The sequence below is a fragment of the Pseudomonas sp. RT4P38 genome (assembly GCF_054897765.1).
In genome coordinates, this window is sequence record NZ_CM142703.1 from 3,220,333 (window position 1) to 3,244,392 (window position 24,060).

Consider the following 24,060-nt stretch of genomic DNA (forward strand, 5'->3'; position numbering starts at 1 on the left):
TGTTCCCTTTCTCAAAGGCATGCTCAAAGCATGAACGTCGGAATGACTGGAATGAACGACAGGCGGAAATTCCAGCGGCTGCTGATCAGGTCGTCCGGGTGGATCGCTGAGTACTGAATCTCCCCGGAAATGCGTACCGGCAGCTTGCCGAAACTGAAAATCCGCCCTGCGCCGAGTCCGATGGGGAAGGTGACTTTGTTGCCGCCCTCGGCCTTCCAGTTGACGGTGACGTTGGGCGTCATGCCGACTCGCCATTGCTCGGGGCCGGGGATGTTGCCTGGATGAAGTACTGAATGTTGGTCAGGCTCACGTCCTTGCGCTTGCTGTCGCCACCCACCGACCACCAGTGCTGCGGGAACAGCCCGAGGGTCCAGTCTTCGCCCAGGTACGCCGCGACGAACGCCGGGCCGAGGGAGTATTTGCCGGTGCCCAGCACGTCTTCTTCAGCCGTGGGGAACATCGCGGTCGGGCCGAACCCCCAGACCAGCTTGCCGCCCCCGGCGAAGCGGATCGGCTCCTTGGGCGAAAACACGCCGACATAGGCCAGGTCGCCGAAACCGCTGGTGCGGTCGAACGGGTCCTGCACCACTGAGGTAAAGTCGCCGCGGTCATGCAGCAGTTCATTGGGACCCATGCCGATCAGGTTGCCGGCCTTATGGTTGACCGGGGCGCTGACGTAGCTGATGGGCAGGCGGTTGATCAGGTTCCAGTCTTCACCGAGGGAAATCGGGAAGGTCGGCATGAAACTGTATTTGCCCAGATAGCGCGTGCCATTGCTGTGCGGGCCTTTCAGCGCGGTGTAGTCGAATTGGTTGAACAGCAGCACCAGATTGCCCACCGGGTTGTCCATCAGCTTGGCAATCTGTTCCGTGGACGGATCGCAGCCAGCCGCCACGACCTTTTTCAGGTCGATGTCGAAGTCCTGTTGCAGTCGATGGCAAGTCTCTGGGTCACCCTTGGCGAAGGGGTGCGCTGGCGTGCTGCCGAGGGCGGGCAAGTCGCCGCTGGCGCAGGCGAAACCGCTGAACAACACGCTGCATAAGGATAATCTGGAACCCATGGTCATCCCTGGTCACTCCTAGAAAAACGCCAACGTCAGGTTGATGCTGAAGCCGTTACCTTCAGGGCGGTTCTTGGTGTCGAACTCCGGCACCCAACGCGCGCTGACGCTGGCCTGGGCATCGGCAAATTTCCCGGCCCAGCCCACCACCGGACCGGCGCCCACCGAGCGGCCGCGAAAACCGCCGAGTGAATCGGCGGTCTGGCCCTTGTCATCGGTGATCTGTTGTATGTAACCGCCGACAACGCCGGCGCTCCAGCCATTGCCGAAACCGTGGGTCCACAGCGCATCGAGGGTGAAAATGTTGCCATTGCGATAATCCGTCGCGTCGTTCTCGGTGTAGAACTCCAGACCGCTCGACAGGGTGAACTCGCCGCCCTTGCCGTCCAGATGGGTGAAGGCCACGGTGGGCATGAAGGTGTAAGTGTTCTGCCCGGGGTTGGCCAGGCGATCGTCGTTATAGGCACCGGTAGGCACGTAGATCGGCAGGGAAAGCGAGAGGTGGTTGACCTCATCGAAGTGGTAGCCGGCGGCAATCGGCGTGATCAGCATGTCGGCGAACTGTGTGCCGGTGTCTTCGGTGCCCAGTGTCCGGCCGCGCGGGCCGGTAATGCTGATGTTGATGTCGGTGTACTGCACGGGCACGCCGATGGCCGAGGCGTAGTTCCAGCGACCCTTGCCGGTGTCCCAGATATGGGTGAAGTTTGCCATGGTGTAGGAGACTTTCATGTCCAGATCCGCGCCGATTTCACCGACAATTGGCACACCCTTGCTACCCTTGAGGTCACCGTCGTACCAGATGCTGGTCAGCGACATGACCCAGCCGGGTTCCGGCGGCACGATCCCGGCATTGGAAAATACCTGTTGCCCGGTGATCGGCCGGCCGACACCGCCCTCGGCCGCGAGGGCCAGCGGGCTTGCACTGAGCACGCACAGGGCCACTAAAGGACGCACAACATAAGGCCTGACCATGCCGGACTCCGTTTATTGTTTTGGTTGATCGAGGGGGGTCAGCAGCGGCATTTTCCATTGGCCACTGGTGACTTCCGGCTTCGGCAGGTACAAGCGCAACACGCCGTAGAACGGACCGTTCGGCGCTGGCAGCCAGTTGCTTTGCAGGTCCTTGGCCGGTGCCTTGTGCTGCACATAAAGGGTCAGCCCACCGTCGGCGTCGAGCTTGAGATCCGGCAACATCCGCGAGTTGATCAGGTAACGATTCAACGGGTTGGCCACCAGCAATTTGTTCTTGCCGTCGTACATCGTCAGCGACCAGAACGCGTCGGCCGGGGGCAGGGCACCCTTGTCGAAATGCAGGGTGTAATCCTGTTTCGAGGCGTCGACCGGCTGGCCGTCCTTGTCGACGAAATAACCGATGTAATTCGCCTCTTCGGCGGAGTTGCCGAAGGTCCCCATGTTGGCGCCGGCGTAGCGGTACAGGTAGTTGCCATTGAGGTGATCGCGAGTGCCGAAGAAGTCACCGCTGGTGACCTGATGGCTATCGACCTTGTCTTTTTTGAACTGGGCAAACTCGGCTTTGGCATCGCTGATACCGTCCTCCAGCGCCTTGCGCTGTTCAGGCGTGAGCGCGTCCAGTGTGAAAGGCTTGCCGGCTTCAATGCCGATTTTCGCAAAGCGTGCGAGCAGGTCTTTTTCCACGTCCTGGGGCGGGGCGAACGACAGCATGAAGTTCAGGTAGCGGAACAGTTCAGGGGACTCGCTCATGGTCGGCGTGGGTTTCGGCCAGTCGATCTTCGGCGCGGCGGGCGGGGCTTTTTGTTTGACGTAGTGGCTAAGCGTCTCGACCTTGTAACCCTTCTGGATCTCCTTGACCTTGCCCAAGTCCTTTTCATCGAACAACTGCGTGCGATACAGCGCGTAGGCGATGTTGGTTTCACTGCGCAGCAGCCGATCGATTTCCACCGGTTGCTGACCTTGCCAGTTCGGCCCGGCAATCATGAAATGCCCGCCATTGTTGCCCGTGCTACGTGTACCCAGGTACGCAAAGTTTTGCGTGTAGGCGTCGATCAACTGCACCGAGTAGTAACGGTGCTCGTCGATGGCCGGCAAGGTCAGCACCACCGGTTCGGCGCGCAGGTCCATCCAGATGAAGGAGTAGGGCGTGTCAGCATTCGGGGTGACGAAGGCGGTGTCTTTGGCGGTAAACGCCTTGGCAGTGTTGCCGATCTGGTTGAACGGTGCCTTGAAGTTCGGGCTCTTCTTGTCCACGGCCTGGGTGTAGAGGGTCTTGTACATCTCTACCACCGGGAAGCCATACAAATAGGCTTCCTTGGCGATGCCCCGGGCCTCTTCCGGGGTGGCGGTGAAGTCGGCCCAGGCGCTGGTGCTCAGGGTGAGCGAGAGCGCGGTGAGCAGCATGCGGTTATTCATAAAACTTCCTTATAAAACGCTTGGGCGTCATTCCACAGCCGTGATGTCGTCGAGTTTCCAGCTTTTATCGAAGTAGGCTTCGGTGGGCGCGTACAGACGGAAATAGCTGAACCAGTGTTTGCTCGGTACGGTTTGCACCCAGTTGTTCTCGAAATCTTTGGGCGCGGTCGGGCCGAAGTACAGGTCCACCGAGCCGTCGGCGTTCTTTTTCAGATCCTGACGGGACGACAGATCGGCCTTGCGCTGCGGGTTGTCGATCAGGCAACGGCTGTCGATGTCGTAGACGGTCATCGACCAGAACTGCTTGGCCGGCGGGTTGGCGCCGACGTGCAGGCGATAACTTTTGCCGCCGTCGAGCCAGTCTCCCTTGGCGTCGGTGTAGGCGCCGAGGTAGGTCTGGCCCAGGCCCGGTGTCTTGGAAACCATGCCCTTGGTGTTGGTCACCGCTTCGTAGAACCAGGCACTGCGTTCCCACAACTGGTCGTAATAGGCGACGCGCTGCGACGGCTCGGCGATGTTCAGCACGGTGTCCCATTGCCGGTCTTTCCAGTACTGGGCGTCTGGAAAACGCTTGGCGAAGGTGTTGGCCTTGGCGATCAGCTCGCCGACTTGCGCACCTTGTTCCAACGCTTTGCGTTGGTTGTCGTTGGGGTTGAAGGGTTTGTCTTTTTCGATGCCCAGGCTGGCCAGCATGGCGATGTAGAAACGGTCACGTTCGTTGACCGGCTCTTTCTGGATGATCTGGTGCAAGCGCTCCCAATACGCCAGTCCGCGTGGCTGAGTACCGGACCAGGCCTTGCCGCCGGGGGAGAGCAGCCGGGTCTTGGCCGGTTCAGCGCGTTTGGCGTACGGGTACATCTTGAATTGTTCGACCAGTGCCTTGCCCTTGGCCGGGTCCGGATCGAGGACGCGAAAACCCACCAGCACGTTCATCGTTTCCGACTTGGCGAGGTAATACTTGCCGGCGTCGGCCGGTGGCTCGGCACCCGGTGGCAGCACCAGATACTTGCCGCCCTTGCCTTTGTCCGGGCCGGTCTGGCCCATGTCGATGATTGCACGCTGCCAGAAATCACCCACACCGCCAGCCGTCGGGCCGGGCGGCAGTTCGATCACCAGCGGACCGGTTTCATTCAGGTCGACGAAACCAAGGATGTACGGCGTGGTGGCGTTGGCGGTGATCACGCCCAGTTTGTCTTCGTAACTGTTGAGCACCATCAGGTCGCCGCTGTGGGCGCCGAGTTTGTCGCGAAATTCTTCCTGCCACTGGGCGTAGGACACCAGTGGTAAGGCCCACAGATAACTCTGGGTCGCCTGTTGGAAATCCAGCTCGGCGTAGAGTTTGGCGATCGATTCATGAGCCGGCAGTTCGCCTTCCATCGCGATCTTGCCGATCCGCGTATCGAGGTCCAGGGCACCGACACCGCAACTGACGAACATCGTCATCAGGCTGAAACCGGCTGCGCGAATTGCACCGTGCATACGAAAGTCCTTATTTGCCAAACGTGACGTTGATCCCGGCGAACAGCGTGAACTGTGGCAGGCCATCGCCTTTGCGTTCCACGGTCCACTGAGGCTCGATGAAGGCATTGAGAATATTGGAACCGGATTTCCACACTTTGCCGCCACCCAAACCGAGTGGGATGTAATGGGTGTAGTTTTTCAGGTCGAACGTCCAGGTGCCGGTCGAACGCAAATACCAACCTTTGGCCAGGTTATGAATGATGAAGGGCTGCATCGTCGCGGTTTCGACGTGGGCGCGATCATGGTCGCCGGCGAACGAACTCTGGTATTGCACCAATGCGCCGAGCAGGCCGCGCGGCGATGAATCAATCGCAATGGCTGCCAGACCAGCCTGCCATTTGCCGGTGCCCAGTTCGTCCTGATCGGCGGTGGGTGCAGTGATTTGCGGACCGATGCCCAGCTGCACACCGTCGGTCTTGAGCAAGAAGATGTCGAAAATGTTCAGATCACCTTCACCGGTGCTATAGCCGCCGTTTGGATCGGGGCGAGTGCTGATCGGCACGGTGGCACGCAGCAATTGCGGGACACCAATGACGTCGCCGGGTGCAATGGGCAAAGTGCCGCGCATCAGGAGGTCGTTGGTATGGGCATTGGTATCGTAAAGCTTGGGCGTGTAGTAATCCTGAAGATTGGCGCCGGGCGCCAAGTTCAGCGGGTTGTTACTTTTGTTGGCCGTCTCGGCGTTATCCGCGTGGGCATAAACGGCAGACGCCATTGATGCCGCCAATAGAAAGGCGTGTGCTCCCGCATTGTTCGACATGAATCCCCCGTTCCTTCGTGGCTCATTGGACGACTCGGCACTTCTCGGCCGTTACTGCGAAATCTCTTTCCTATCAAGCCTGTAGGACACGTCTGTTGAAGCTAGCAGCTAACGCCGGGTTCGCCAGTCGAAGGGGGAATTCTTTGGTTTTTTTGTGCACGTTTGTGGGGATTCGTGTGTACTAAAAACTTAATACGAAACAGGGGGTTGAGATCGACGGGATGCTAGATGTGGCGAGAGGACAAGCCCCTTCGCCACAATGATCGGACTATTCAGTGCTTTTTCACCTGCGCACGCAGCCGTTCTTCCTGCTCCTGCAGTTCCGGTGTGAACTCGGCCCCGAAATCCTCGGCCTCGTACACCTGGCGAATCTCGATCTCGGCGTCGGTGCCTGGCATCGGGTTGGGGCAGCGCTTGACCCACTCGATCGCTTCCTGTTTCGACTTCACCTGCCATAGCCAGTAACCGGCGATCAGCTCCTTGGTTTCGGCGAAGGGGCCGTCGATCACCGTGCGCTGCTCACCCGAGAAACGCACGCGGGCGCCTTTGCTGCTGGGTTGCAGGCCATCGCACTCGATGAGGATGCCGGCTTTGACCAGCTCCTCATTGTAGTTGCCCATCGCGGTCATCAGTTCCTCGCTGGGCATCATACCGGCCTCGGAATCCTGGCTAGCTTTCACAATGATCATGAATCGCATGGTCTTATCTCCGCTGGATGTGAGTGACTCACAGGCTAGTCGAATGGCCGTCGTTTAAATCGACAGCGCTGGCAGCCTTTTGTCATGAACACCGGGTTGCGGCCGGCGGGGGCGGTACGCTGTACACCGACCGTGTGACGTATTCCGCTATCGGTGGCGCGTTAACAGAAGCGCTACTGGTGAATGCTTACATGCGCCGGATTTTTGAGGTGCGGCACCGCAATATGCTGCGGTTGTTGAGATAGTGTGCATGCATTCGATCCCACAGGTTTTGTGTCGTTTGTGAGAGTTGTATCCAATTTAGGGGGCGACACTTCACAATTTGTATCTGGGCATAGGTCGTCGGGCCATTTCGTGGTTAACTTCGGCCTCTTCAAAATTCTCTACAACAACGTTCAGAAGGACTCCGTTCATGGCTCAAGTCACTCTTAAAGGCTCCCCGGTTCAAGTCAACGGCCAACTGCCACAAGCCGGTTCCAAGGCGCCAGCCTTTTCCCTGGTTGCCGGCAATCTGTCCGATGTGACCCTGGCGAGCTTCGCCGGCAAGCGCAAAGTGCTGAACATCTTCCCAAGCGTCGATACCCCGACCTGCGCGACTTCGGTTCGCAAGTTCAACGCCCAGGCCAGTGATGTCGCCAACACGGTCGTGCTGTGCATCTCCGCTGACCTGCCGTTCGCTCAAGCGCGCTTCTGCGGCGCCGAAGGCCTGGAAAACGTACAAAACCTGTCGACCCTGCGCGGTGTCGAGTTCATCGAGAACTACGGTGTTGCCATCGCTGACGGCCCGCTGAAAGGCCTGACGGCCCGTGCCGTCGTGGTGCTGGACGAAAACGACAACGTTCTGCACAGCGAACTGGTCGGCGAAATCGCTGAAGAGCCGAACTACGAAGCAGCACTTGCCGTTCTGAAGTAAGTAAAGCATTACAATTGTTAACGGCCTGGCCCTGTCCAGGCCGTTTTCATTTGTGCTTCAGTGTCTTAGATAAACCTCCTGTTACGTAAGCCGAAGGTAAATTGCCGGTAAAGGCGCTTTGCTAAAAACTCTCCAGTGCTTATCGTTCAGCCTCCCGTAGAAGAAGCCCACGCGCCCAATGGTTGATCATTCCATGCAATCCTCCGTTTCCCGTAGTCCCCGTCGCTGGCTGTTTGGCCTGCTTGTCCTGTTGGTCATCGCTGGCCTGTGCTGGAAATTCTGGCCCGCCGGCACTGCCCAAAAAGAGGGCGCAGGGCAAAAAGCCGTTGCCGGACACACCGGCAGGTCGGGAGGGATGCGTCCGGGTTTCGGCGGGGCGACCGGGCCCGTTCCAGTGCGTGTCGCGCCAGCGGTCAAGGGCGACTTCCCGCTGTACTACAGGGCGCTGGGCACCGTGACGGCGCTGAACACCATTAATGTGCGCAGCCGCGTCGGTGGTGAGTTGATGAAGATCTCCTTCGAGGAAGGGCAGATGGTCAAAGCTGGCGATCTGCTGGCTGAAATCGACCCGCGTCCTTACCAGAACGCCTTGCTCCAGGCCGAAGGCACGTTGCTGCAGAACCAGGCTCAACTGAAAAACGCCCAGGTCGATGTGGAGCGCTATCGCGGCTTGTATCGCGAAGACAGTATTGCCAAGCAGACTCTGGACACCGCCGAAGCGCTGGTGGGCCAGTATCAGGGCACCGTCAAAACCAATCAGGCGGCGGTCAACGACGCCAAGCTCAATCTGGAATTCACCAGGATCCGCGCCCCGATTGCCGGGCGTGTGGGTTTGCGTCAGCTGGATGTCGGCAACCTGGTGGCAGCCAACGACACCACGGCGCTGGTGATCATCACCCAGACCCAACCGATCAGCGTTGCCTTCACCTTGCCGGAAAACAACCTGGAAACCGTGCTGGCCCGTTATCGCACTGGCGCCAAACTGCCCGCCGAAGCCTGGGACCGTGGCGACACCAAGTTGCAGGCCACTGGCGTCTTGCAGAGCCTGGATAACCAGATCGATGTCACCACCGGCACCCTGAAATTCAAGGCTCGTTATGAGAACCGTGATCAGGCGCTGTTCCCGAATCAGTTCGTCAACGTCCATCTGCTGGCCGACACCCTCAAAGGCGTGGTGCTCGCACCTTCGGCAGCGATTCAGTTCGGCACCAATGGCACGTTTGTCTACGCCCTGGACGGCGACAAGAAAGTCACGATTCGTCAGTTGAAAGTCGGCGCCAGTGACGGTGAAAACACCGTGATTACCGAAGGCCTGGCCCCTGGGGATCGCGTGGTCCTTGAAGGCACCGACCGCTTGAAGGAAGGCAGCGAAGTGGAAGTGGTCAACGACACCAAGGACGTGCCGACGACCCCGACCGGCCATCTGCAAGGTAAATCGGCGGCCAATGCGACTGAGCCAGCGACCACTGACAAGGCGAAAAAGGGCGGCGCATGAACATCTCGCGGCTGTTCATCCTTCGCCCGGTAGCCACCACCCTGAGCATGCTGGCCATTATCCTGGCCGGCGTGATCGCCTATCGGCTGCTGCCGGTGTCGGCATTGCCTCAGGTCGATTACCCGACCATCCGCGTCATGACGCTGTATCCCGGCGCCAGCCCGGATGTCATGACCAGCGCCGTGACCGCGCCCCTTGAGCGTCAATTCGGGCAGATGCCCGGCCTGACGCAGATGGCGTCAACCAGTTCCGGCGGTGCTTCGGTGCTGACCCTGCGTTTCAGCCTCGACATCAACATGGACGTCGCCGAGCAGCAGGTGCAGGCGGCGATCAATGCCGCGACCAATTTGCTGCCCAAGGACCTGCCGGCGCCGCCGGTGTACAACAAGGTCAATCCGGCGGACACCCCGGTGCTGACCCTGGCCATCACCTCCAAGACCATGCTACTGCCCAAGCTCAATGACTTGGTCGACACGCGCATGGCGCAGAAAATCGCCCAGATCAGCGGTGTCGGCATGGTCAGCATTGCCGGTGGCCAGCGTCAGGCGGTGCGGATCAAGGTTAACCCTGAAGCCCTCGCGGCTAATGGCCTGAACCTCTCCGACGTGCGAACCCTGATCGGCGCATCCAACGTCAACCAGCCCAAGGGCAATTTCGACGGCCCGACCCGGGTCTCGATGCTCGATGCCAACGACCAACTGACTTCGCCCAAGGACTACGCCAACCTGATTCTCGCCTACGCCAACGGCGCGCCGTTGCGGCTCAAGGATGTGGCGGAGATTGTCGATGGCGCGGAAAACGAACGTCTGGCGGCGTGGGCCAATGAAAACCAGGCGGTGTTGTTGAACATCCAGCGTCAGCCCGGTGCCAACGTCATCGAAGTGGTCGACCGGATCAAAGCCCTGCTGCCGAGCATCACCGACAACCTGCCGGCCGGTCTCGAAGTCACCGTGCTGACCGACCGCACCCAGACCATCCGCGCCTCGGTTACCGACGTGCAACACGAATTGTTGATCGCCATTGCGCTGGTCGTGATGGTGACCTTCCTGTTCCTGCGTCGAGCCAGCGCCACGATCATTCCGTCGGTCGCGGTCCCGCTGTCGCTGATCGGCACCTTCGGCGTGATGTACCTCGCGGGCTTCTCGGTCAATAACCTGACCCTGATGGCACTGACCATCGCCACCGGTTTCGTGGTGGACGATGCGATCGTCATGCTGGAGAACATCTCCCGATTTATCGAAGAGGGCGACAGCCCCCTGAATGCGGCGCTCAAGGGCGCCAAGCAGATCGGTTTCACCCTTATTTCCCTGACCCTGTCGCTAATCGCAGTGTTGATTCCACTGCTGTTCATGGCCGACGTGGTGGGGCGGCTGTTCCGCGAATTTGCCATCACCCTGGCGGTGGCGATCCTGATTTCCCTTGTCGTCTCCCTGACACTGACGCCAATGATGTGCGCGCGGCTGCTCAAGCGTGAACCCAAGGAAGAAGAACAGGGCCGTTTCTACCGGGCCAGCGGCGCCACAATTGATTGGATGATCGCGGCTTACGGGCGCAAGTTAAAGTGGGTTCTCAAGCATCAACCGCTGACCCTGATGGTGGCCATCGGCACGCTGGCGTTGACTGTGTTCCTTTACATGGTGGTGCCCAAGGGCTTCTTCCCGGTGCAGGACACCGGGGTGATCCAGGGCATTTCCGAGGCGCCGCAGTCGATTTCCTTCGCCGCCATGAGCGAGCGTCAGCAGGCATTGGCCAAAGTGATCCTGACGGATCCGGCGGTGGAAAGCCTGTCGTCCTACATCGGTGTGGACGGTGATAACTCAACGCTCAATAGCGGTCGCCTGCTGATCAACCTCAAATCCCACAGCAACCGTGACTTGAGTGCAACCGAGGTGATCGCACGTCTGCAACCGGAACTGGACAAGCTCACCGGCATACGCCTGTACATGCAACCGGTGCAGGACCTGACCATCGAAGACCGCGTCAGCCGGACTCAATACCAGTTCAGCATGTCGTCGCCGGATTCCGAGCTGCTCAGTCTGTGGAGTAGTCGTCTGGTGGAAGCCCTGGCCCAACGGCCGGAGCTGACCGACGTTGCCAGCGATTTGCAGGACAAAGGCCTGCAGGTCTATCTGGTGATTGACCGCGATGCGGCGTCGCGGGTCGGTGTGTCGGTGTCGAACATCACCGATGCGCTGTACGACGCCTTCGGTCAGCGGCAGATTTCCACCATCTACACCCAGGCCAGCCAATATCGCGTGGTGCTGCAGTCGCAGTCCGGCGAGAGGATCGGTCCGGAGGCGCTGAATCAGATTCACGTGAAAACCACCGACGGCGGGCAAGTGCGCCTGTCCAGTCTGGCGCACATCGAGGAGCGTCAGGCCCAACTGGCGATCACTCACATCGGTCAGTTCCCGGCGGTGATGATGTCTTTCAACCTCGCACCCGGCGTGGCGCTGGGGCATGCGGTGGAGATCATCGACCAGGTGCAGAAGGACATCGGCATGCCGATTGGCGTGCAGACCCAGTTCCAGGGCGCGGCCGAGGCATTCCAGGCGTCGCTGTCGAGCACCTTGCTGCTGATTCTGGCGGCGGTGGTCACCATGTACATCGTGCTCGGCGTGCTCTATGAGAGTTACATCCACCCGATCACCATTCTTTCGACCTTGCCCTCGGCGGCGGTCGGTGCCTTGCTGGCGTTGCTGTTGAGCGGTAATGACCTGGGCATGATCGCGATCATCGGCATCATTTTGTTGATCGGTATCGTGAAAAAGAACGCGATCATGATGATCGACTTCGCCCTCGACGCTGAGCGCAATCAGGGCATGGACGCGGAAACGGCGATCTATCAAGCGGCGTTGCTGCGTTTCCGGCCGATTTTGATGACCACACTGGCCGCGTTGTTTGGCGCTGTGCCGCTGATGCTGGCGACCGGTTCCGGTGCAGAACTGCGTCAACCGTTGGGTCTGGTGATGGTGGGTGGCTTGTTGGTGAGTCAGGTGCTGACGCTGTTTACCACTCCGGTCATCTATCTGTACTTCGACCGCCTCGGCCGGCGCTGGGGGCGCAAGACTGAATCCGTGGAAGCGGTAGAACAGCCATGAACCTGTCCGGACCTTTCATCAAGCGCCCGGTCGCGACAATGTTGCTGAGCCTGGCGATCCTGCTGATGGGCGGCGTGAGCTTCGGCCTGTTGCCGGTGGCGCCGCTGCCGCAGATGGACTTCCCGGTGATCGTGGTCCAGGCGAGTCTGCCCGGTGCAAGCCCTGAGGTCATGGCCTCGACCGTGGCCACGCCGCTGGAGCGTTCCTTCGGCGCCATCGCGGGGGTCAACACCATGAGCAGCCGCTCCAGCCAGGGCTCGACCCGGGTGATTTTGCAGTTCGACCTGGACCGCGACATCAACGGCGCGGCGCGGGAAGTGCAGGCGGCAATCAACGCCTCGCGCAATTTGCTGCCGAGCGGGATGCGCAGCATGCCGACCTACAAGAAGGTCAACCCGTCCCAGGCGCCGGTCATGGTGCTGTCGCTGACCTCCGACGTACTGGAAAAAGGCCAGCTCTACGATTTGGCCTCGACGATTCTGTCCCAGAGCGTATCTCAGGTGCAGGGTGTCGGCGAAGTGCAAATCGGCGGCAGTTCCTTGCCGGCGGTGCGCATCGAACTCGAACCGCAGGCGCTCAATCAATACGGCGTGGCGCTGGACGATGTGCGCAACACCATCGCCAACGCCAACGTGCGCAGGCCCAAGGGCTCCGTCGAAGACGGCCAGCGGCTGTGGCAGGTTCAGGCCAACGATCAACTGGAAAAAGCCAAGGATTACGAGTCGCTGATCATTCACTACGCGGACGGCGCGGCCCTGCGCCTGAAGGACGTGGCCAAGGTCAGCGACGGCGTCGAAGACCGCTACAACAGCGGTTTTTTCAACAACGACGCGGCAGTACTGCTGGTGATCAACCGCCAGGCCGGCGCCAACATCATCGAGACGGTCAACGAAATCAAGGCTCAACTGCCGGCGTTGCAGGCCGTGTTGCCGGCCAGCGTGAAGCTGAACGTGGCGATGGACCGGTCGCCGGTGATCAAGGCGACCTTGCACGAAGCGGAAATGACCCTGCTGATTGCCGTGGCGCTGGTGATTCTGGTGGTGTTCCTGTTTCTCGGTAACTTCCGCGCGTCCTTGATTCCGACCCTCGCGGTGCCCGTGTCGCTGGTCGGCACCTTTGCGGTGATGTACCTCTACGGATTCTCCCTGAACAATCTGTCGCTGATGGCGCTGATTCTGGCCACCGGCCTGGTGGTGGACGACGCCATCGTGGTGCTGGAGAACATTTCCCGGCACATCGACAAAGGCGTGCCGCCGATGAAGGCCGCGTACCTGGGGGCGCAGGAAGTCGGCTTCACCTTGCTGTCGATGAACGTCTCGCTGGTGGCGGTGTTCCTGTCGATCCTGTTCATGGGCGGGATTGTCCAAAGCCTGTTTCGCGAGTTTTCCATCACATTAGCGGCGTCTATCGTGGTGTCGCTGGTGGTCTCGTTGACGCTGACGCCGATGCTCTGCGCCCGTTGGCTCAAGCCGCATACACCGGGCGAGGAAAACCGATTGCAGCGCTGGAGTCAGCGCGCCAACGAGTGGATGGTCGGCAAATACGCGACAAGTCTTGACTGGGTGTTGCGCCACCGCCGGTTGACCTTGCTTAGTCTTATCGTGACAGTCGGCGTTAACATTGCACTGTATTTTGTTGTTCCTAAAACATTTATGCCTCAGCAGGACACGGGCCAGTTGATCGGTTTCGTGCGCGGCGACGACGGGCTGTCATTCAGTGTGATGCAGCCGAAAATGGAAATCTTCCGCCGGGCCGTGCTCAAGGATGATGCGGTGCAAAGCGTCGCCGGCTTCATCGGCGGCACCAATGGCACCAACAATGCCTTCATGTTGGTGCGGCTGAAGCCGATCAAGGAACGCAACATTTCTGCGCAAAAGGTCATCGAACGTCTGCGCAAGGAAATGCCCAAGGTCGCCGGTGCGCAGCTGATGCTGATGGCCGATCAGGACCTGCAGTTTGGTGGCGGTCGTGAACAGACCACGTCGCAGTATTCCTACATCCTGCAAAGCGCCGACCTTGGCGAGTTGCGCGAGTGGTACCCGAAAGTCGTGACTGCGCTCAAGGCCTTGCCGGAACTGACGGCGATCGATGCCCGTGAAGGGCGCGGCGCCCAACAGGTGACGCTGATTGTCGATCGTGATCAGGCCAAACGCCTGGGCGTCGACATGGACATGGTCACCGCGGTGCTGAACAACGCCTACAGCCAGCGGCAGATTTCGACGATTTACGACAGCCTTAACCAGTATCAGGTGGTCATGGAGGTCAATCCGAAATATGCCCAGGACCCGATCACCCTCAAACAGGTTCAGGTGATCACCGCTGACGGGGCGCGGATTCCGCTCTCGACCATCGCGCATTACGAAAACAGCCTGGAAGACGACCGCGTCAGCCACGAAGGCCAGTTCGCCTCCGAGAGCATTTCCTTCGACATGGCCGAAGGTGTGACGGTGGAGCAGGGCTCGGCGGCCATCGAGCGGGCCATCGCCAAATTGGGTATGCCGGAAGACGTGATCGTGAAAATGGCCGGCACCGCCGACGCTTTCGCCGCGACCCAGAAGAGCCAGCCGTGGATGATTCTCGGGGCACTGGTGGCGGTGTATCTGGTGCTCGGTGTGCTGTATGAAAGCTACATCCATCCGCTGACCATTCTCTCGACCTTGCCGTCGGCAGGGGTCGGCGCGTTGCTGTCGATTTATGCGCTGGGCGGTGAATTCAGCCTGATTTCGTTGCTCGGGCTGTTCCTGCTGATCGGTGTGGTGAAGAAAAACGCCATTCTGATGATCGACCTGGCGCTGCAACTGGAACGGCATCAAGGCCTGGCGCCGCTGGAGTCGATTCGCAGTGCCTGCTTGCAACGTCTGCGGCCGATTCTGATGACGACCCTGGCGGCGATCCTCGGCGCGTTACCGTTGCTGCTGAGCCGCGCCGAAGGTGCGGAAATGCGTCAGCCGCTGGGCTTGACCATCATCGGCGGGCTGATCTTCAGCCAGGTGCTGACCCTTTACACCACCCCGGTGGTTTACCTCTATCTCGACAAACTGCGCCATCGCTTCAACCACTGGCGTGGGGTGCGTACCGATGCTGCTCTGGAAACTCCGCTATGACTGACTGTTCGCTTATCACTCTGGCTGCACCGCTGGTTACGGCCCGAGGCTCGCGTTTGTTGAGCCTGGCGCTGTGCGTGGCGATGCTCAGCGCCTGCGCCATTGGCCCGGACTATCAGCGCCCGCAAGCCGCCTCGCCGGTGCAATACAAGGAAGCTGCCGGCTGGCGTCAGGCCAACCCAAGTGATTCCCTGGCACGTGGCGCCTGGTGGGAGTTATATGGCGATCAACAGCTCAATGGCCTGATCGAAAAACTCAACAGCGCCAACCAGACCGTCGCCCAGTCCGAAGCCCAGTACCGTCAGGCCCAGGCTTTGGTGCGCAGTGCCCGTGGTGCGTTTTTCCCGACCGTGGACCTGACCGTTGGGAAAAACCGCTCCAGTCAGGGCACCGGCAGCAGCAGTTCGAGCCTGACCAGCTCTTCCAGCGGTATTCGTGACACCTACACCGCTCAGGCCGGGGTCAGTTGGGAAGCGGATATCTGGGGCAAACTGCGCCGTGGACTTGAGGCCGACACCGCCAACGCCGAGGCAAGTTTTGCCGATCTGGCGGCGATGCGCTTGAGTCAGCAGTCGGAACTGGTGCAGAACTATCTGCAACTGCGGGTGATCGACGAGCAGAAACGCCTGCTGGAAGCGACGGTCGAGGCCTATCAGCGCTCGTTGAAAATGACCGAAAACCAGTACCGCGCCGGTGTCTCCGGCAAGGATGCGGTGGCGCAGGCACAGACTCAGCTCAAAAGCACCCAGGCGGACATGGTCGACCTGATCTGGCAGCGCGCTCAGTTTGAGAACGCCATAGCCGTGTTGATCGGTTTGCCGCCGGCCGAGTTCAGCCTGGCTGAAACTCCAGACATCCCGGTGCTGCCTCAGATTCCGCTGAGCCTGCCTTCGCAGTTGCTTGAACGCCGCCCGGACATCGCCTCTGCCGAACGCTCGGTGATGGCTGCCAATGCCAACATCGGCGTGGCCAAGGCGGCCTACTACCCGGACCTGACGCTGAGTTTGAACGGTGGGTATAGCAGCAGCACCTCCTCCAATTGGATCAGCGTGCCGAACCGTTTTTGGTCGGTCGGGCCGCAGTTGGCCATGACCTTGTTCGACGGCGGTCAACGCTCGGCGGAAGTCGACCGCAGCGAAGCGGCTTATGACGAAACCGTGGCCAAATACCGTCAGACCGTGCTCGATGGCTTCCGCGAAGTGGAAAATTACCTGGTTCAGCTAAAGGTTCTGGAAAACGAATCCGAAGTGCGCCAGCAGGCACTGGATTCGGCGCGTGAGTCGTTGCGGTTGACCGAGAACCAGTACAAGGCCGGGGTGATTGCTTATCTGGATGTGGTGGTGGTTCAGGCCACGGCATTGAGCAATGAGCGCAGCGTGCTGAGCTTGTTGCAGAGCCGGCTGATAGCGAGCGTGCAGTTGATTGCGGCGTTGGGCGGTGGCTGGGATGGTCAGCTACAGGTGAGCGAAAAAGAATAGGCGCCAGCGCTACTGATCGTTCCCACGCAGAGCGAGGGAACGATCATCAGGGGGGCAGTTAATGTGAAACCTTAAAACAAATGTTTCATCGGTTTGATGGCCCTTTGCTAATTTTGTCAGTGCTTTCGTTTGCGGAATCAGTACAATCGCCCGATTTACCCCCCGAGAATGGAAGCAGTACGGAGGGGCAGTCGCGAGTCGTCTCATGCTTATCGGTAGCTATTCCCCCACGCTGGTTATCATCTCGTTTTTTGTGGCGATTCTCGCTTCCTATACCGCGCTCGACCTGACCGAACGCATCGCCACAGCCAAGGGTCGCGCCGTGCATTTATGGACGGCGGGTGGCGCCTTTGCCATGGGGGTTGGCGTGTGGTCGATGCATTTCATCGGCATGCTCGCGTTCGAATTGCCCATCGACCTGGGTTACGACATCAGCATCACGTTGCTGTCACTACTGATTGGCATCCTGTCCTGCGGCTTTGCCCTGTGGCTGGTCAGCCAGCCACAATTACCGGCCTGGCAATTGGCATTCGGCGCGCTGGTCATGGGCACCGGGATCAGCGCCATGCACTACACCGGCATGGCCGCCATGCGCATGCAGCCGGGTATCGATTACGATCCGACGCTATTCGGCGCCTCGCTGCTGATCGCCGTAGTCGCTTCGGGCGCCGCGTTATGGATCGCTTTCCGCTTGCGCCAGCACACGCCTTATGTCGGCCTGATCCGTGGCGGTGCGGCGGTGATCATGGGGTTCGCGATCGTCGGCATGCACTACACCGGCATGGCGGCGGCGCGTTTCCCGGATGGCAGCTTCTGCGGCGCGGCCGTCAGCGGCTTGAACGGCAAGGGCCTGGACAATCTGGTGCTGATCACCACCCTGGCAGTGTTGAGCCTTGCCTTGTTGACCTCGATCCTCGATGCGCGCCTCGAGGCCCGCACCGCAGGCCTTGCCCACTCATTGACCGAGGCCAACCGCGAACTGACTCAACTGGCCCTGCATGACACCCTGACCGGCCTGCCGAATCGCGTGTTGCTGGCTGACCGCATCGATCAGGCAATGTCCATGGTGCAGGAGCAGGGCGGTTGTTTCGCGTTGATGTTCATCGATCTGGACGGTTTCAAACCGGTCAACGATGCCTTCGGTCACCATATGGGCGATCAGTTGTTGCGTGAGGTCGGCCTGCGCCTGCGGGAGGACTTGCGCAGCCAGGACACCCTGGCGCGGATCGGCGGTGATGAGTTCGTGTTGCTGGTGCAACTCGGCGAGCAGAACGACGCATTGAACCTGGCGGCCCGTCAGGTCGGGCTGATCGCGCGCTCGTTCCGGGTCGCTGAACATGACTTGCAGATTTCCGCCAGCGTTGGCATCGCGATTTATCCGGGTAACGGTGAAACCGCCGAAGAATTGCTGATGAATGCCGACGCGGCGATGTATCACGCCAAGGGCGCCGGGAAAAACGGTTACAGCTTCTTCGATGCCTCGATGAACAGCAACGCGCGCAAACAGCTGCAATTGCTGCAGGACTTGCGTATCGCCATCGATCAGCAGCAATTCAGTCTCTATTACCAGCCCAAGTTCGATGCCGGCAATGGCCGGCCGGTCGGCGCCGAGGCGTTGTTGCGCTGGGTGCACCCGACCCACGGCATGCTGCTGCCGGACAAGTTCATTGAACTGGCGGAAAAGACCGGGCTGATCATTCCGATTGGCGAGTGGGTGCTCAACGAAGCCTGCCGTCAGATGCGCGAATGGTATGTGCTCGGGTACACCGACTGGCGCATCGCCGTGAACCTTTCAGCCTTGCAGTTCTGCCACGCGGGTCTGGTCCAGAGTGTCGCCAACGCCCTGGCCACTCACCATTTGCCGGCCAACAGCCTGACCCTTGAGATCACTGAAACCACCGCCATGAGCGACGCCGATGCGAGCATGACGGTGCTTCAGGAGCTTTCGACAATGGGTGTCGACCTGTCGATCGATGACTTTGGCACCGGCTATTCGAGTTTGATGTACCTCAAGCGCTTGCCAGCCAACGAACTGAAAATCGACCGGGGGTTTGTCCGCGATCTGGAACGTGACAGCGATGACGCCGCCATCGTTTCCGCCATCGTCGCCCTCGGCCGGGCGCTGGGGTTGCGGATCGTCGCCGAAGGCGTGGAAACGAACTCGCAGCAAGACTTCCTGACGCAACTCGGTTGCGACTCGTTGCAGGGATACCTGCTGGGGCACCCGCTGCCGGCCGAACGCTTCATGGTGGATATTCACCACGCAGAGAATTTGGCGGTGTGTTGAGAACCAGCTGATTGATGTGAGCCCATGCAAAAGCCTGCGATGACGGTTATTCTTGGCCCCGACTGCTAACGCTTGGAAAGGGGGAAAGTTCGCATGGACAAAGTCATCGTCATCACTGGCGGCAGCCGCGGTATCGGCGCCGCCACAGCCCTGTTGGCTGCCGAGCAAGGCTATCGGATCTGTATCAACTACCTGTCCGACGAATCGGCTGCGCAAACTGTGTTGGATCAAGTCCGCGCCCTCGGCGCCCAAGCCATCGCGGTGCGCGCTGACGTCAGCATCGAAGACGAAGTGATCGCGCTGTTCCACCGCGTGGACACGGAACTGGGCCGGGTCACGGCACTGGTGAACAACGCCGGCACCGTCGGGCATAAGTCCCGGGTCGATGAAATGTCCGAATTCCGTATCCTCAAAATCCTCAGAACCAACGTCCTGGCACCGATCCTCTGCGCCAAGCACGCGATCCTGCGCATGTCGCCCAAACATGGCGGGCAGGGCGGCAGCATCGTTAACGTGTCCTCGGTGGCCGCACGCTTGGGCGCCCCCAGCGAGTACGTCGACTATGCCGCCTCCAAAGGTGCGCTGGATACGTTCACCATCGGCCTGTCCAAAGAAGTGGCCGGCGAAGGTATTCGCGTCAACGCGGTGCGTCCTGGTTACATCTATACCGACTTTCATGCGTTGAGCGGTGATCCCGATCGGGTCAGCAAGCTGGAGTCGGCGATTCCGATGGCCCGGGGTGGGCGGCCGGATGAAGTGGCTGAGGCGATTGTGTGGTTGCTGTCGGACAAGGCTTCCTATGCGACTGGGACATTCGTTGATCTCGGCGGCGGGCGCTAACACTTCAGACTTGCACTGTTTGATCTGGCCTCATCGCGAGCAAGCTCGCTCCCACATTGGATGGATGTGAACACAATAATTGTGAACAACACCAATCCCTGTGGGAGCGTGCTTGCTCGCGAATGCGTCAGCGATGACGCCATCAAACCTTCAGAACGACCGCACAATCCGTCCCAACGTCTCCATCGCTTTCTCGGCAGTCTCATCCCAAGGGCTGCCGTAATTCAGCCGAATACAATTCCTGAACCGCTGGGTCGGTGAAAAAATCGGCCCCGGTGCGATGCTGATCCCTTGCGCCAACGCCATCTGAAACAACTTCAGCGAATCCATCTGCGGTGGCAGTTCCAGCCACAGGAAGTAGCCGCCGGCTGGTTGACTGACGCGAGTCTGCGCCGGGAAGTAGCGCGCGATAGCGGCGAGCATGGCGCTTTGCTGTTCTTCAAGGGCGTACCGCAGTTTTCGCAGGTGCCGGTCGTAGCCACCGTGTTGCAGGTAATCGGCAATGGCCGCCTGGGCCGGCATCGACGCGCACAGCGACGTCATCAGTTTCAGCCGTTCGATCTTCTGCGCATAGCGTCCTGCAGCGACCCAGCCGATGCGATAGCCGGGGGCCAGGCTTTTGGCGAACGAACCGCAGTGCATCACCAGCCCTTCGGTATCAAATGCCTTCGCCGGTTTCGGCGCCTGTTGACCGTAATAGAGTTCGGCGTAGACGTCATCTTCGATCAGCGGCACTTGATGGCTGCGCAAGAGCTCAACCAGTTCCTGTTTCTTCGCCTCGGGCATCGTCGCGCCCATGGGGTTCTGGAAACTGGTCATGCACCAGACAGCCTTGATCGGGTGCCGTGCCAGGGTTTGCGCGAGTACGCCAAGGTCGATGCCATCGCGCGGATGCACAGGGATTTCCACGGCTTTGAGCTTCAGCCGCTCCAGGATTTGCAGGCAGGCGTAGAACGCCGGGGCTTCGATGGCCACCAGATCGCCGGGCTCGGTGACCGCTTGCAGGCACAGGTTCAGCGCTTCCAGCGCGCCGTTGGTGATCAGCAGTTCTTCCATGGGCAGCATCAGCCCGCCGACCATGTAGCGCAGGGCGATTTGTCGACGCAGTTGCGGGTTGCCCGGCGACATGTCGGTGACGACCATGCGCGGGTCCATCTCTCGGGCGGCGCTGGCCAGGGAGCGCGACAGGCGCTGCAGCGGGAACAGGGTCGGGCTGGGGAAGGCCGAGCCGAAGGGCACGGTGTTCGGGTCTTTGATCGAGTCGAGGACCGAGAACACCAGTTCGCTGACGTCGACTTCGGTGGACTCGCTGACCTGGCTGCTGATCACCGGCTCCGAGAACGGGCTCGGCGCGTGCGCGTTGACGAAGTAGCCAGAACGCGGGCGAGCGCGGATCAGGCCTCGGCGTTCGAGCAGGTAATAGGCCTGGAACACTGTGGACGGGCTGACCCGATAGGTCTGGCTCGCGTAGCGCACCGATGGCACGCGCTGACCGGGGCCGAGGACGCCGGAGCGGATCAGTTCAGCGATGTCGTCGGCGAATTTTTCGTAGCGTTTCATCGAGTGCCTGGATAGGTGTAATACAGAAAAATCGAGGTGACTTCTTCGCGGGCAAGCCTCGCTCCTACGGTCCGGTGTTGACTGTAGGAGCGAAGCTTGCTCGCGAATGGCAGCAACGCAGTCTAAGGGATCACCGATTCATCGGCGCAACAAACCGGCTCTTCGCCACGCTATAAATGTCAGGCTCATCACTGTCGACAATCTTGAAGCTGATGCTCTGCGAACTGCTGCTCGGCCGTTCCGTGGTCATCGCCACCGACACTGGCACATCCACAATCTCACCGGGCGCGAGGCTCAGTTCGGTCTTGCCTTGCAATTGGAAGCCGTCGCCATCGACCAGAGTCAGACGATAGTCCTGACGTTGCTGGGTCTTGTTGATGACTTTCAGGCTGTAGATGTTTTCGATCTGCCCCTGACTGTTCTCGCGGAACAAGCCACGGTCCTTGCTGACATCCAGCGAGACCATCGGCCGCTCAACCAGCGCCAGGGCAAGCGCACCGATCATCACCAGCAGCACCGCGGTGTAACCGATCAACCGCGGCCGCAGCAGGTGAGTCTTGCCACCTTGCAACTCATGCTCCGAGGTATAGCTGATCAGCCCTCGGGCGTAGCCCATTTTGTCCATGATCGAATCACAGGCGTCGATACACGCGGCGCAGCCGATGCATTCCATCTGCAAACCGTCGCGGATGTCGATGCCGGTCGGGCAGACCTGCACGCACAACTGACAGTCGATGCAATCACCGAGGCCGACGTCAACCGGCGCCACGTCACGTTTGCGCGGGCCACGGTTTTCGCCACGGGCGACGTCATAGGAGATGGTCAGGGTGTCCTTGTCGAACATCACGCTCTGGAACCGCGCATACGGGCACATGTGCATGCACACTGCTTCACGCAGCCACCCGGCGTTGATATAAGTCGCGCCGGTAAAGAACAGCACCCAGAACAGGCTGACGCCGCCCATCTGCAAGGTCAGCAGTTCCTCGGCCAGCGGCCGGATCGGGGTGAAATAGCCGACAAAGGTCAGGCCGGTCAACAGGCTGATGGCCAGCCACAAGGTGTGCTTGGCCGAGCGACGGATCAGTTTGTTCAGGCCCCAGGGTGCGGCTTGCAGCTTGATCCGCTGGTTGCGTTCGCCTTCGGTGAGCTTCTCGCACCACATGAAGATCCAGGTCCAGGAGCTCTGTGGGCAGGTGTAACCGCACCAGACTCGCCCGGCGAACACGGTGATCGCAAACAGGCCGAACGCGGCAATGATCAGCAGCGCCGACAGCAGGATGAAATCCTGCGGCCAGAAGGTCGCACCGAAGATGTGGAATTTGCTTTCGGAGAGGTCCCAGAGCACAGCCTGGCGGCCGCCCCAGTTCAACCACACCGTGCCGAAGAACAGCAAAAACAGAAACCCCGCGCCGCTCACGCGCAGGGTGCGGAATAAACCGGTGAAGCTGCGGGTGTGAATCAGGTTGTCGCTGGACTTGACCTTCATCTTTGGACGCGAAGGTTCGTAGCTTTGCACTAGCGGTGCACTTTCAACAATTCGGACGGGGATTCTATCGCTCATGGTCTTTCGCTCATCAGCCTCCATCAGGCCTGAGCACTATGAGCGGCGATCTGTTTGCATAACAGACTCACCTATTGCAATAAAAAGCGGATCAGATGGGCGTTGATCCGCTGCCTGCGACACGTTGAAGCACCCGCTGCAACAGGATGCAGACGCCTACATTAAGTGTCTGCGGGTGGTGTTGATCCGGGTCAGTCAAATCACCGAATCACTGTCGGTAGCCTTCAAATGCTTACGACCGTCGACTGCGCCTGCTACGGTCAATGCGTCGGCTTCTGCTTCGGTGATGTAGACGCGCTGGCCGTCGAGCTCCACCGCCGACATGGCTTTTTCCGAGTCGGTAATGATGGTGACGTCGGGACACAAACGAATTTCTTCGCCGTTCTCGGTAATGAAGAAGCAGGTCTGGTTTTCGATGCGCACAGTCATGGAAGTGTCCTTTTTTCTGCGGGTTCTAAAGTGTTAGGGCACAGCCGAGGATCATCGTTCTGTGCAACCGATTAATGGTCGACGCGGTCCATCCTCAATAGGGCAACTTTCTTTTCAGTCATCACAAGGACAACACCATGAACGCCTGGTGGCATGAGGTTTGGGTGACCCTGCAAGCGGAGTTCGCCGACATTGGCGACGCTTCACAACTGACGCGCATTACCGTGCGCTTGTTGATGGCCGCGGTGTTGGGCGGGATTCTCGGCTTCGAGCGCGAACAGAAGGGCAAGGCCGCTGGCGTGCGCACCCACATGCTGGTGGCCCTCGGCGCCGCGCTGTTCGTGCTGGTACCGCAAATGTCCGGTTCGCAGGCCGATGCCATGAGCCGGGTGGTACAGGGTGTGATCGCAGGGATCGGCTTTCTTGGCGCGGGGACTATTCTGAAAAACACCGAGGGCGACGAAGGGCACGTCAAAGGCCTGACCACCGCCGCCGGGTTGTGGATGACCGCCGCCATTGGCGTCTCGGCCGGGTTGGGGCGAGAGGCGACGGCTGTACTCAGTACGTTGCTGGCGTTGGCGATTCTCAGTGTGATGCCCGCCGTTGTGCGAATGATCGACAAGGACAAAGATCAAAATCCGTGAACTGATGATCGTTACTCGGGTGTGACAACCACCGGCGGCATGGTGCTCGGTGGCTCTTCCCGAGGTGGAGGGGTGGTGCCGGGCGGATCTTGCTCAGGCACAGGTTCAGGCTCGGTCGGCGGAATGGTCGGGCTATCGATGTTTGGGTCAGGCGTTTCGGCAGGGATCGGAATGCTCATGAATTTAGCCTCCAGTGGCACATGGCGTAAGTCGTGCTTAAG

At 60.0% G+C, this 24,060-nt stretch carries 17 protein-coding genes and 2 pseudogenes; 9 read left to right on the plus strand and 10 right to left on the minus strand.

Annotation, left to right across the window (positions count from 1 at the left end; genetic code table 11):
- Window positions 1-23: 23 nt before the first annotated feature.
- The 6 genes and pseudogenes from ACYZT7_RS14995 to ACYZT7_RS15020 form a co-directional block, all read right to left on the minus strand.
- Window positions 24-1,060: pseudogene (locus tag ACYZT7_RS14995) on the minus strand (hypothetical protein).
- A gap of 18 nt (window positions 1,061-1,078) precedes the next feature.
- Window positions 1,079-2,032, minus strand: coding sequence for a SphA family protein (locus tag ACYZT7_RS15000; RefSeq protein ID WP_462041633.1), 954 nt, complete (start codon window positions 2,030-2,032; stop codon window positions 1,079-1,081).
- Window positions 2,033-2,044: 12 nt separating this feature from the next.
- Window positions 2,045-3,448, minus strand: a complete 1,404-nt coding sequence (locus tag ACYZT7_RS15005; protein WP_462041634.1) for a DUF1254 domain-containing protein — start codon at window positions 3,446-3,448, stop codon at window positions 2,045-2,047.
- Window positions 3,449-3,475: 27 nt separating this feature from the next.
- Window positions 3,476-4,927, minus strand: a complete 1,452-nt coding sequence (locus tag ACYZT7_RS15010) for a DUF1254 domain-containing protein (protein ID WP_462041635.1) — start codon at window positions 4,925-4,927, stop codon at window positions 3,476-3,478.
- Between the two features lie 10 nt (window positions 4,928-4,937).
- Window positions 4,938-5,729, minus strand: coding sequence for a hypothetical protein (locus ACYZT7_RS15015; RefSeq protein ID WP_462041636.1), 792 nt, complete (start codon window positions 5,727-5,729; stop codon window positions 4,938-4,940).
- Between the two features lie 272 nt (window positions 5,730-6,001).
- On the minus strand, window positions 6,002-6,427 hold the full coding sequence (locus tag ACYZT7_RS15020) for a YciI family protein (RefSeq protein WP_462041637.1): 426 nt from the start codon (window positions 6,425-6,427) through the stop codon (window positions 6,002-6,004).
- A 68-nt stretch (window positions 6,428-6,495) separates the two neighbouring features.
- Here ACYZT7_RS15020 and ACYZT7_RS15025 point away from each other — a divergent pair.
- From ACYZT7_RS15025 to ACYZT7_RS15060, 8 genes and pseudogenes are all read left to right on the plus strand, one after another.
- Window positions 6,496-6,672: pseudogene (locus ACYZT7_RS15025) on the plus strand (polyketide cyclase); the annotation flags it as partial.
- Between the two features lie 167 nt (window positions 6,673-6,839).
- Window positions 6,840-7,340 carry a thiol peroxidase gene (gene tpx, locus ACYZT7_RS15030; RefSeq protein ID WP_462041638.1) on the plus strand — a complete coding sequence of 167 codons (501 nt, stop codon included), beginning with the start codon at window positions 6,840-6,842 and terminating at the stop codon, window positions 7,338-7,340.
- Window positions 7,341-7,518: 178 nt separating this feature from the next.
- Complete coding sequence (locus ACYZT7_RS15035; protein ID WP_462041639.1) at window positions 7,519-8,835, plus strand: MdtA/MuxA family multidrug efflux RND transporter periplasmic adaptor subunit; 1,317 nt, start codon at window positions 7,519-7,521, stop codon at window positions 8,833-8,835.
- Complete coding sequence (locus ACYZT7_RS15040; protein WP_462041640.1) at window positions 8,832-11,936, plus strand: MdtB/MuxB family multidrug efflux RND transporter permease subunit; 3,105 nt, start codon at window positions 8,832-8,834, stop codon at window positions 11,934-11,936. The genes ACYZT7_RS15035 and ACYZT7_RS15040 overlap by 4 nt, the downstream gene beginning before the upstream one ends.
- Window positions 11,933-15,040, plus strand: coding sequence for an efflux RND transporter permease subunit (locus ACYZT7_RS15045; protein ID WP_462041641.1), 3,108 nt, complete (start codon window positions 11,933-11,935; stop codon window positions 15,038-15,040). The genes ACYZT7_RS15040 and ACYZT7_RS15045 overlap by 4 nt, the downstream gene beginning before the upstream one ends.
- Window positions 15,037-16,518 (plus strand): efflux transporter outer membrane subunit, encoded by a 1,482-nt coding sequence (locus ACYZT7_RS15050; RefSeq protein WP_462041642.1) that lies wholly within the window; start codon window positions 15,037-15,039, stop codon window positions 16,516-16,518. The genes ACYZT7_RS15045 and ACYZT7_RS15050 overlap by 4 nt, the downstream gene beginning before the upstream one ends.
- A 205-nt stretch (window positions 16,519-16,723) precedes the next feature.
- Window positions 16,724-18,805: a putative bifunctional diguanylate cyclase/phosphodiesterase gene (locus ACYZT7_RS15055; RefSeq protein WP_462041643.1), complete on the plus strand. Its 2,082-nt coding sequence runs from the start codon at window positions 16,724-16,726 to the stop codon at window positions 18,803-18,805.
- 93 nt (window positions 18,806-18,898) lie between these two features.
- Entirely contained in the window at window positions 18,899-19,645 is a 747-nt protein-coding gene (locus ACYZT7_RS15060; RefSeq protein ID WP_462041644.1) for an SDR family oxidoreductase, read from the plus strand.
- A gap of 150 nt (window positions 19,646-19,795) precedes the next feature.
- Here ACYZT7_RS15060 and mapR read toward each other — a convergent pair whose 3' ends face one another.
- From mapR to ACYZT7_RS15075, 3 genes are all read right to left on the minus strand, one after another.
- Window positions 19,796-21,205 carry a GntR family transcriptional regulator MpaR gene (gene mapR, locus ACYZT7_RS15065; RefSeq protein ID WP_462041645.1) on the minus strand — a complete coding sequence of 470 codons (1,410 nt, stop codon included), beginning with the start codon at window positions 21,203-21,205 and terminating at the stop codon, window positions 19,796-19,798.
- Window positions 21,206-21,335: 130 nt separating this feature from the next.
- Entirely contained in the window at window positions 21,336-22,766 is a 1,431-nt protein-coding gene (ccoG, locus tag ACYZT7_RS15070; RefSeq protein ID WP_462041646.1) for a cytochrome c oxidase accessory protein CcoG, read from the minus strand.
- A gap of 195 nt (window positions 22,767-22,961) precedes the next feature.
- Window positions 22,962-23,195, minus strand: a complete 234-nt coding sequence (locus tag ACYZT7_RS15075; protein ID WP_462041647.1) for a DUF3203 family protein — start codon at window positions 23,193-23,195, stop codon at window positions 22,962-22,964.
- A gap of 137 nt (window positions 23,196-23,332) precedes the next feature.
- Here ACYZT7_RS15075 and ACYZT7_RS15080 point away from each other — a divergent pair, with 137 nt between their 5' ends.
- On the plus strand, window positions 23,333-23,839 hold the full coding sequence (locus tag ACYZT7_RS15080; RefSeq protein ID WP_462041648.1) for an MgtC/SapB family protein: 507 nt from the start codon (window positions 23,333-23,335) through the stop codon (window positions 23,837-23,839).
- 11 nt (window positions 23,840-23,850) lie between these two features.
- On the opposite strand, the gene ACYZT7_RS15085 is transcribed toward ACYZT7_RS15080, so the two are convergent.
- A complete protein-coding gene (locus ACYZT7_RS15085; protein ID WP_449643286.1) occupies window positions 23,851-24,018 on the minus strand; it encodes a hypothetical protein in 168 nt (55 codons plus the stop codon).
- Window positions 24,019-24,060: the final 42 nt, after the last annotated feature.

What these genes read in the sequence shown, in the direction of transcription:
- ACYZT7_RS15080 (WP_462041648.1), top strand. Translation starts at nt 23,333, where the DNA reads ATGAACGCCTGGTGGCATGAGGTTTGGGTGACCCTGCAAGCGGAGTTC.
- ACYZT7_RS15040 (WP_462041640.1), top strand. Translation starts at nt 8,832, where the DNA reads ATGAACATCTCGCGGCTGTTCATCCTTCGCCCGGTAGCCACCACCCTG.
- ACYZT7_RS15020 (WP_462041637.1), bottom strand. Translation starts at nt 6,427, where the DNA reads ATGCGATTCATGATCATTGTGAAAGCTAGCCAGGATTCCGAGGCCGGT.
- ACYZT7_RS15085 (WP_449643286.1), bottom strand. Translation starts at nt 24,018, where the DNA reads ATGAGCATTCCGATCCCTGCCGAAACGCCTGACCCAAACATCGATAGC.
- ACYZT7_RS15015 (WP_462041636.1), bottom strand. Translation starts at nt 5,729, where the DNA reads ATGTCGAACAATGCGGGAGCACACGCCTTTCTATTGGCGGCATCAATG.
- mapR (WP_462041645.1), bottom strand. Translation starts at nt 21,205, where the DNA reads ATGAAACGCTACGAAAAATTCGCCGACGACATCGCTGAACTGATCCGC.
- ACYZT7_RS15035 (WP_462041639.1), top strand. Translation starts at nt 7,519, where the DNA reads ATGGTTGATCATTCCATGCAATCCTCCGTTTCCCGTAGTCCCCGTCGC.
- ACYZT7_RS15050 (WP_462041642.1), top strand. Translation starts at nt 15,037, where the DNA reads ATGACTGACTGTTCGCTTATCACTCTGGCTGCACCGCTGGTTACGGCC.
- ACYZT7_RS15075 (WP_462041647.1), bottom strand. Translation starts at nt 23,195, where the DNA reads ATGACTGTGCGCATCGAAAACCAGACCTGCTTCTTCATTACCGAGAAC.
- ccoG (WP_462041646.1), bottom strand. Translation starts at nt 22,766, where the DNA reads ATGAGCGATAGAATCCCCGTCCGAATTGTTGAAAGTGCACCGCTAGTG.
- ACYZT7_RS15060 (WP_462041644.1), top strand. Translation starts at nt 18,899, where the DNA reads ATGGACAAAGTCATCGTCATCACTGGCGGCAGCCGCGGTATCGGCGCC.
- ACYZT7_RS15010 (WP_462041635.1), bottom strand. Translation starts at nt 4,927, where the DNA reads ATGCACGGTGCAATTCGCGCAGCCGGTTTCAGCCTGATGACGATGTTC.
- ACYZT7_RS15000 (WP_462041633.1), bottom strand. Translation starts at nt 2,032, where the DNA reads ATGGTCAGGCCTTATGTTGTGCGTCCTTTAGTGGCCCTGTGCGTGCTC.
- ACYZT7_RS15055 (WP_462041643.1), top strand. Translation starts at nt 16,724, where the DNA reads ATGCTTATCGGTAGCTATTCCCCCACGCTGGTTATCATCTCGTTTTTT.
- ACYZT7_RS15045 (WP_462041641.1), top strand. Translation starts at nt 11,933, where the DNA reads ATGAACCTGTCCGGACCTTTCATCAAGCGCCCGGTCGCGACAATGTTG.
- ACYZT7_RS15005 (WP_462041634.1), bottom strand. Translation starts at nt 3,448, where the DNA reads ATGAATAACCGCATGCTGCTCACCGCGCTCTCGCTCACCCTGAGCACC.
- tpx (WP_462041638.1), top strand. Translation starts at nt 6,840, where the DNA reads ATGGCTCAAGTCACTCTTAAAGGCTCCCCGGTTCAAGTCAACGGCCAA.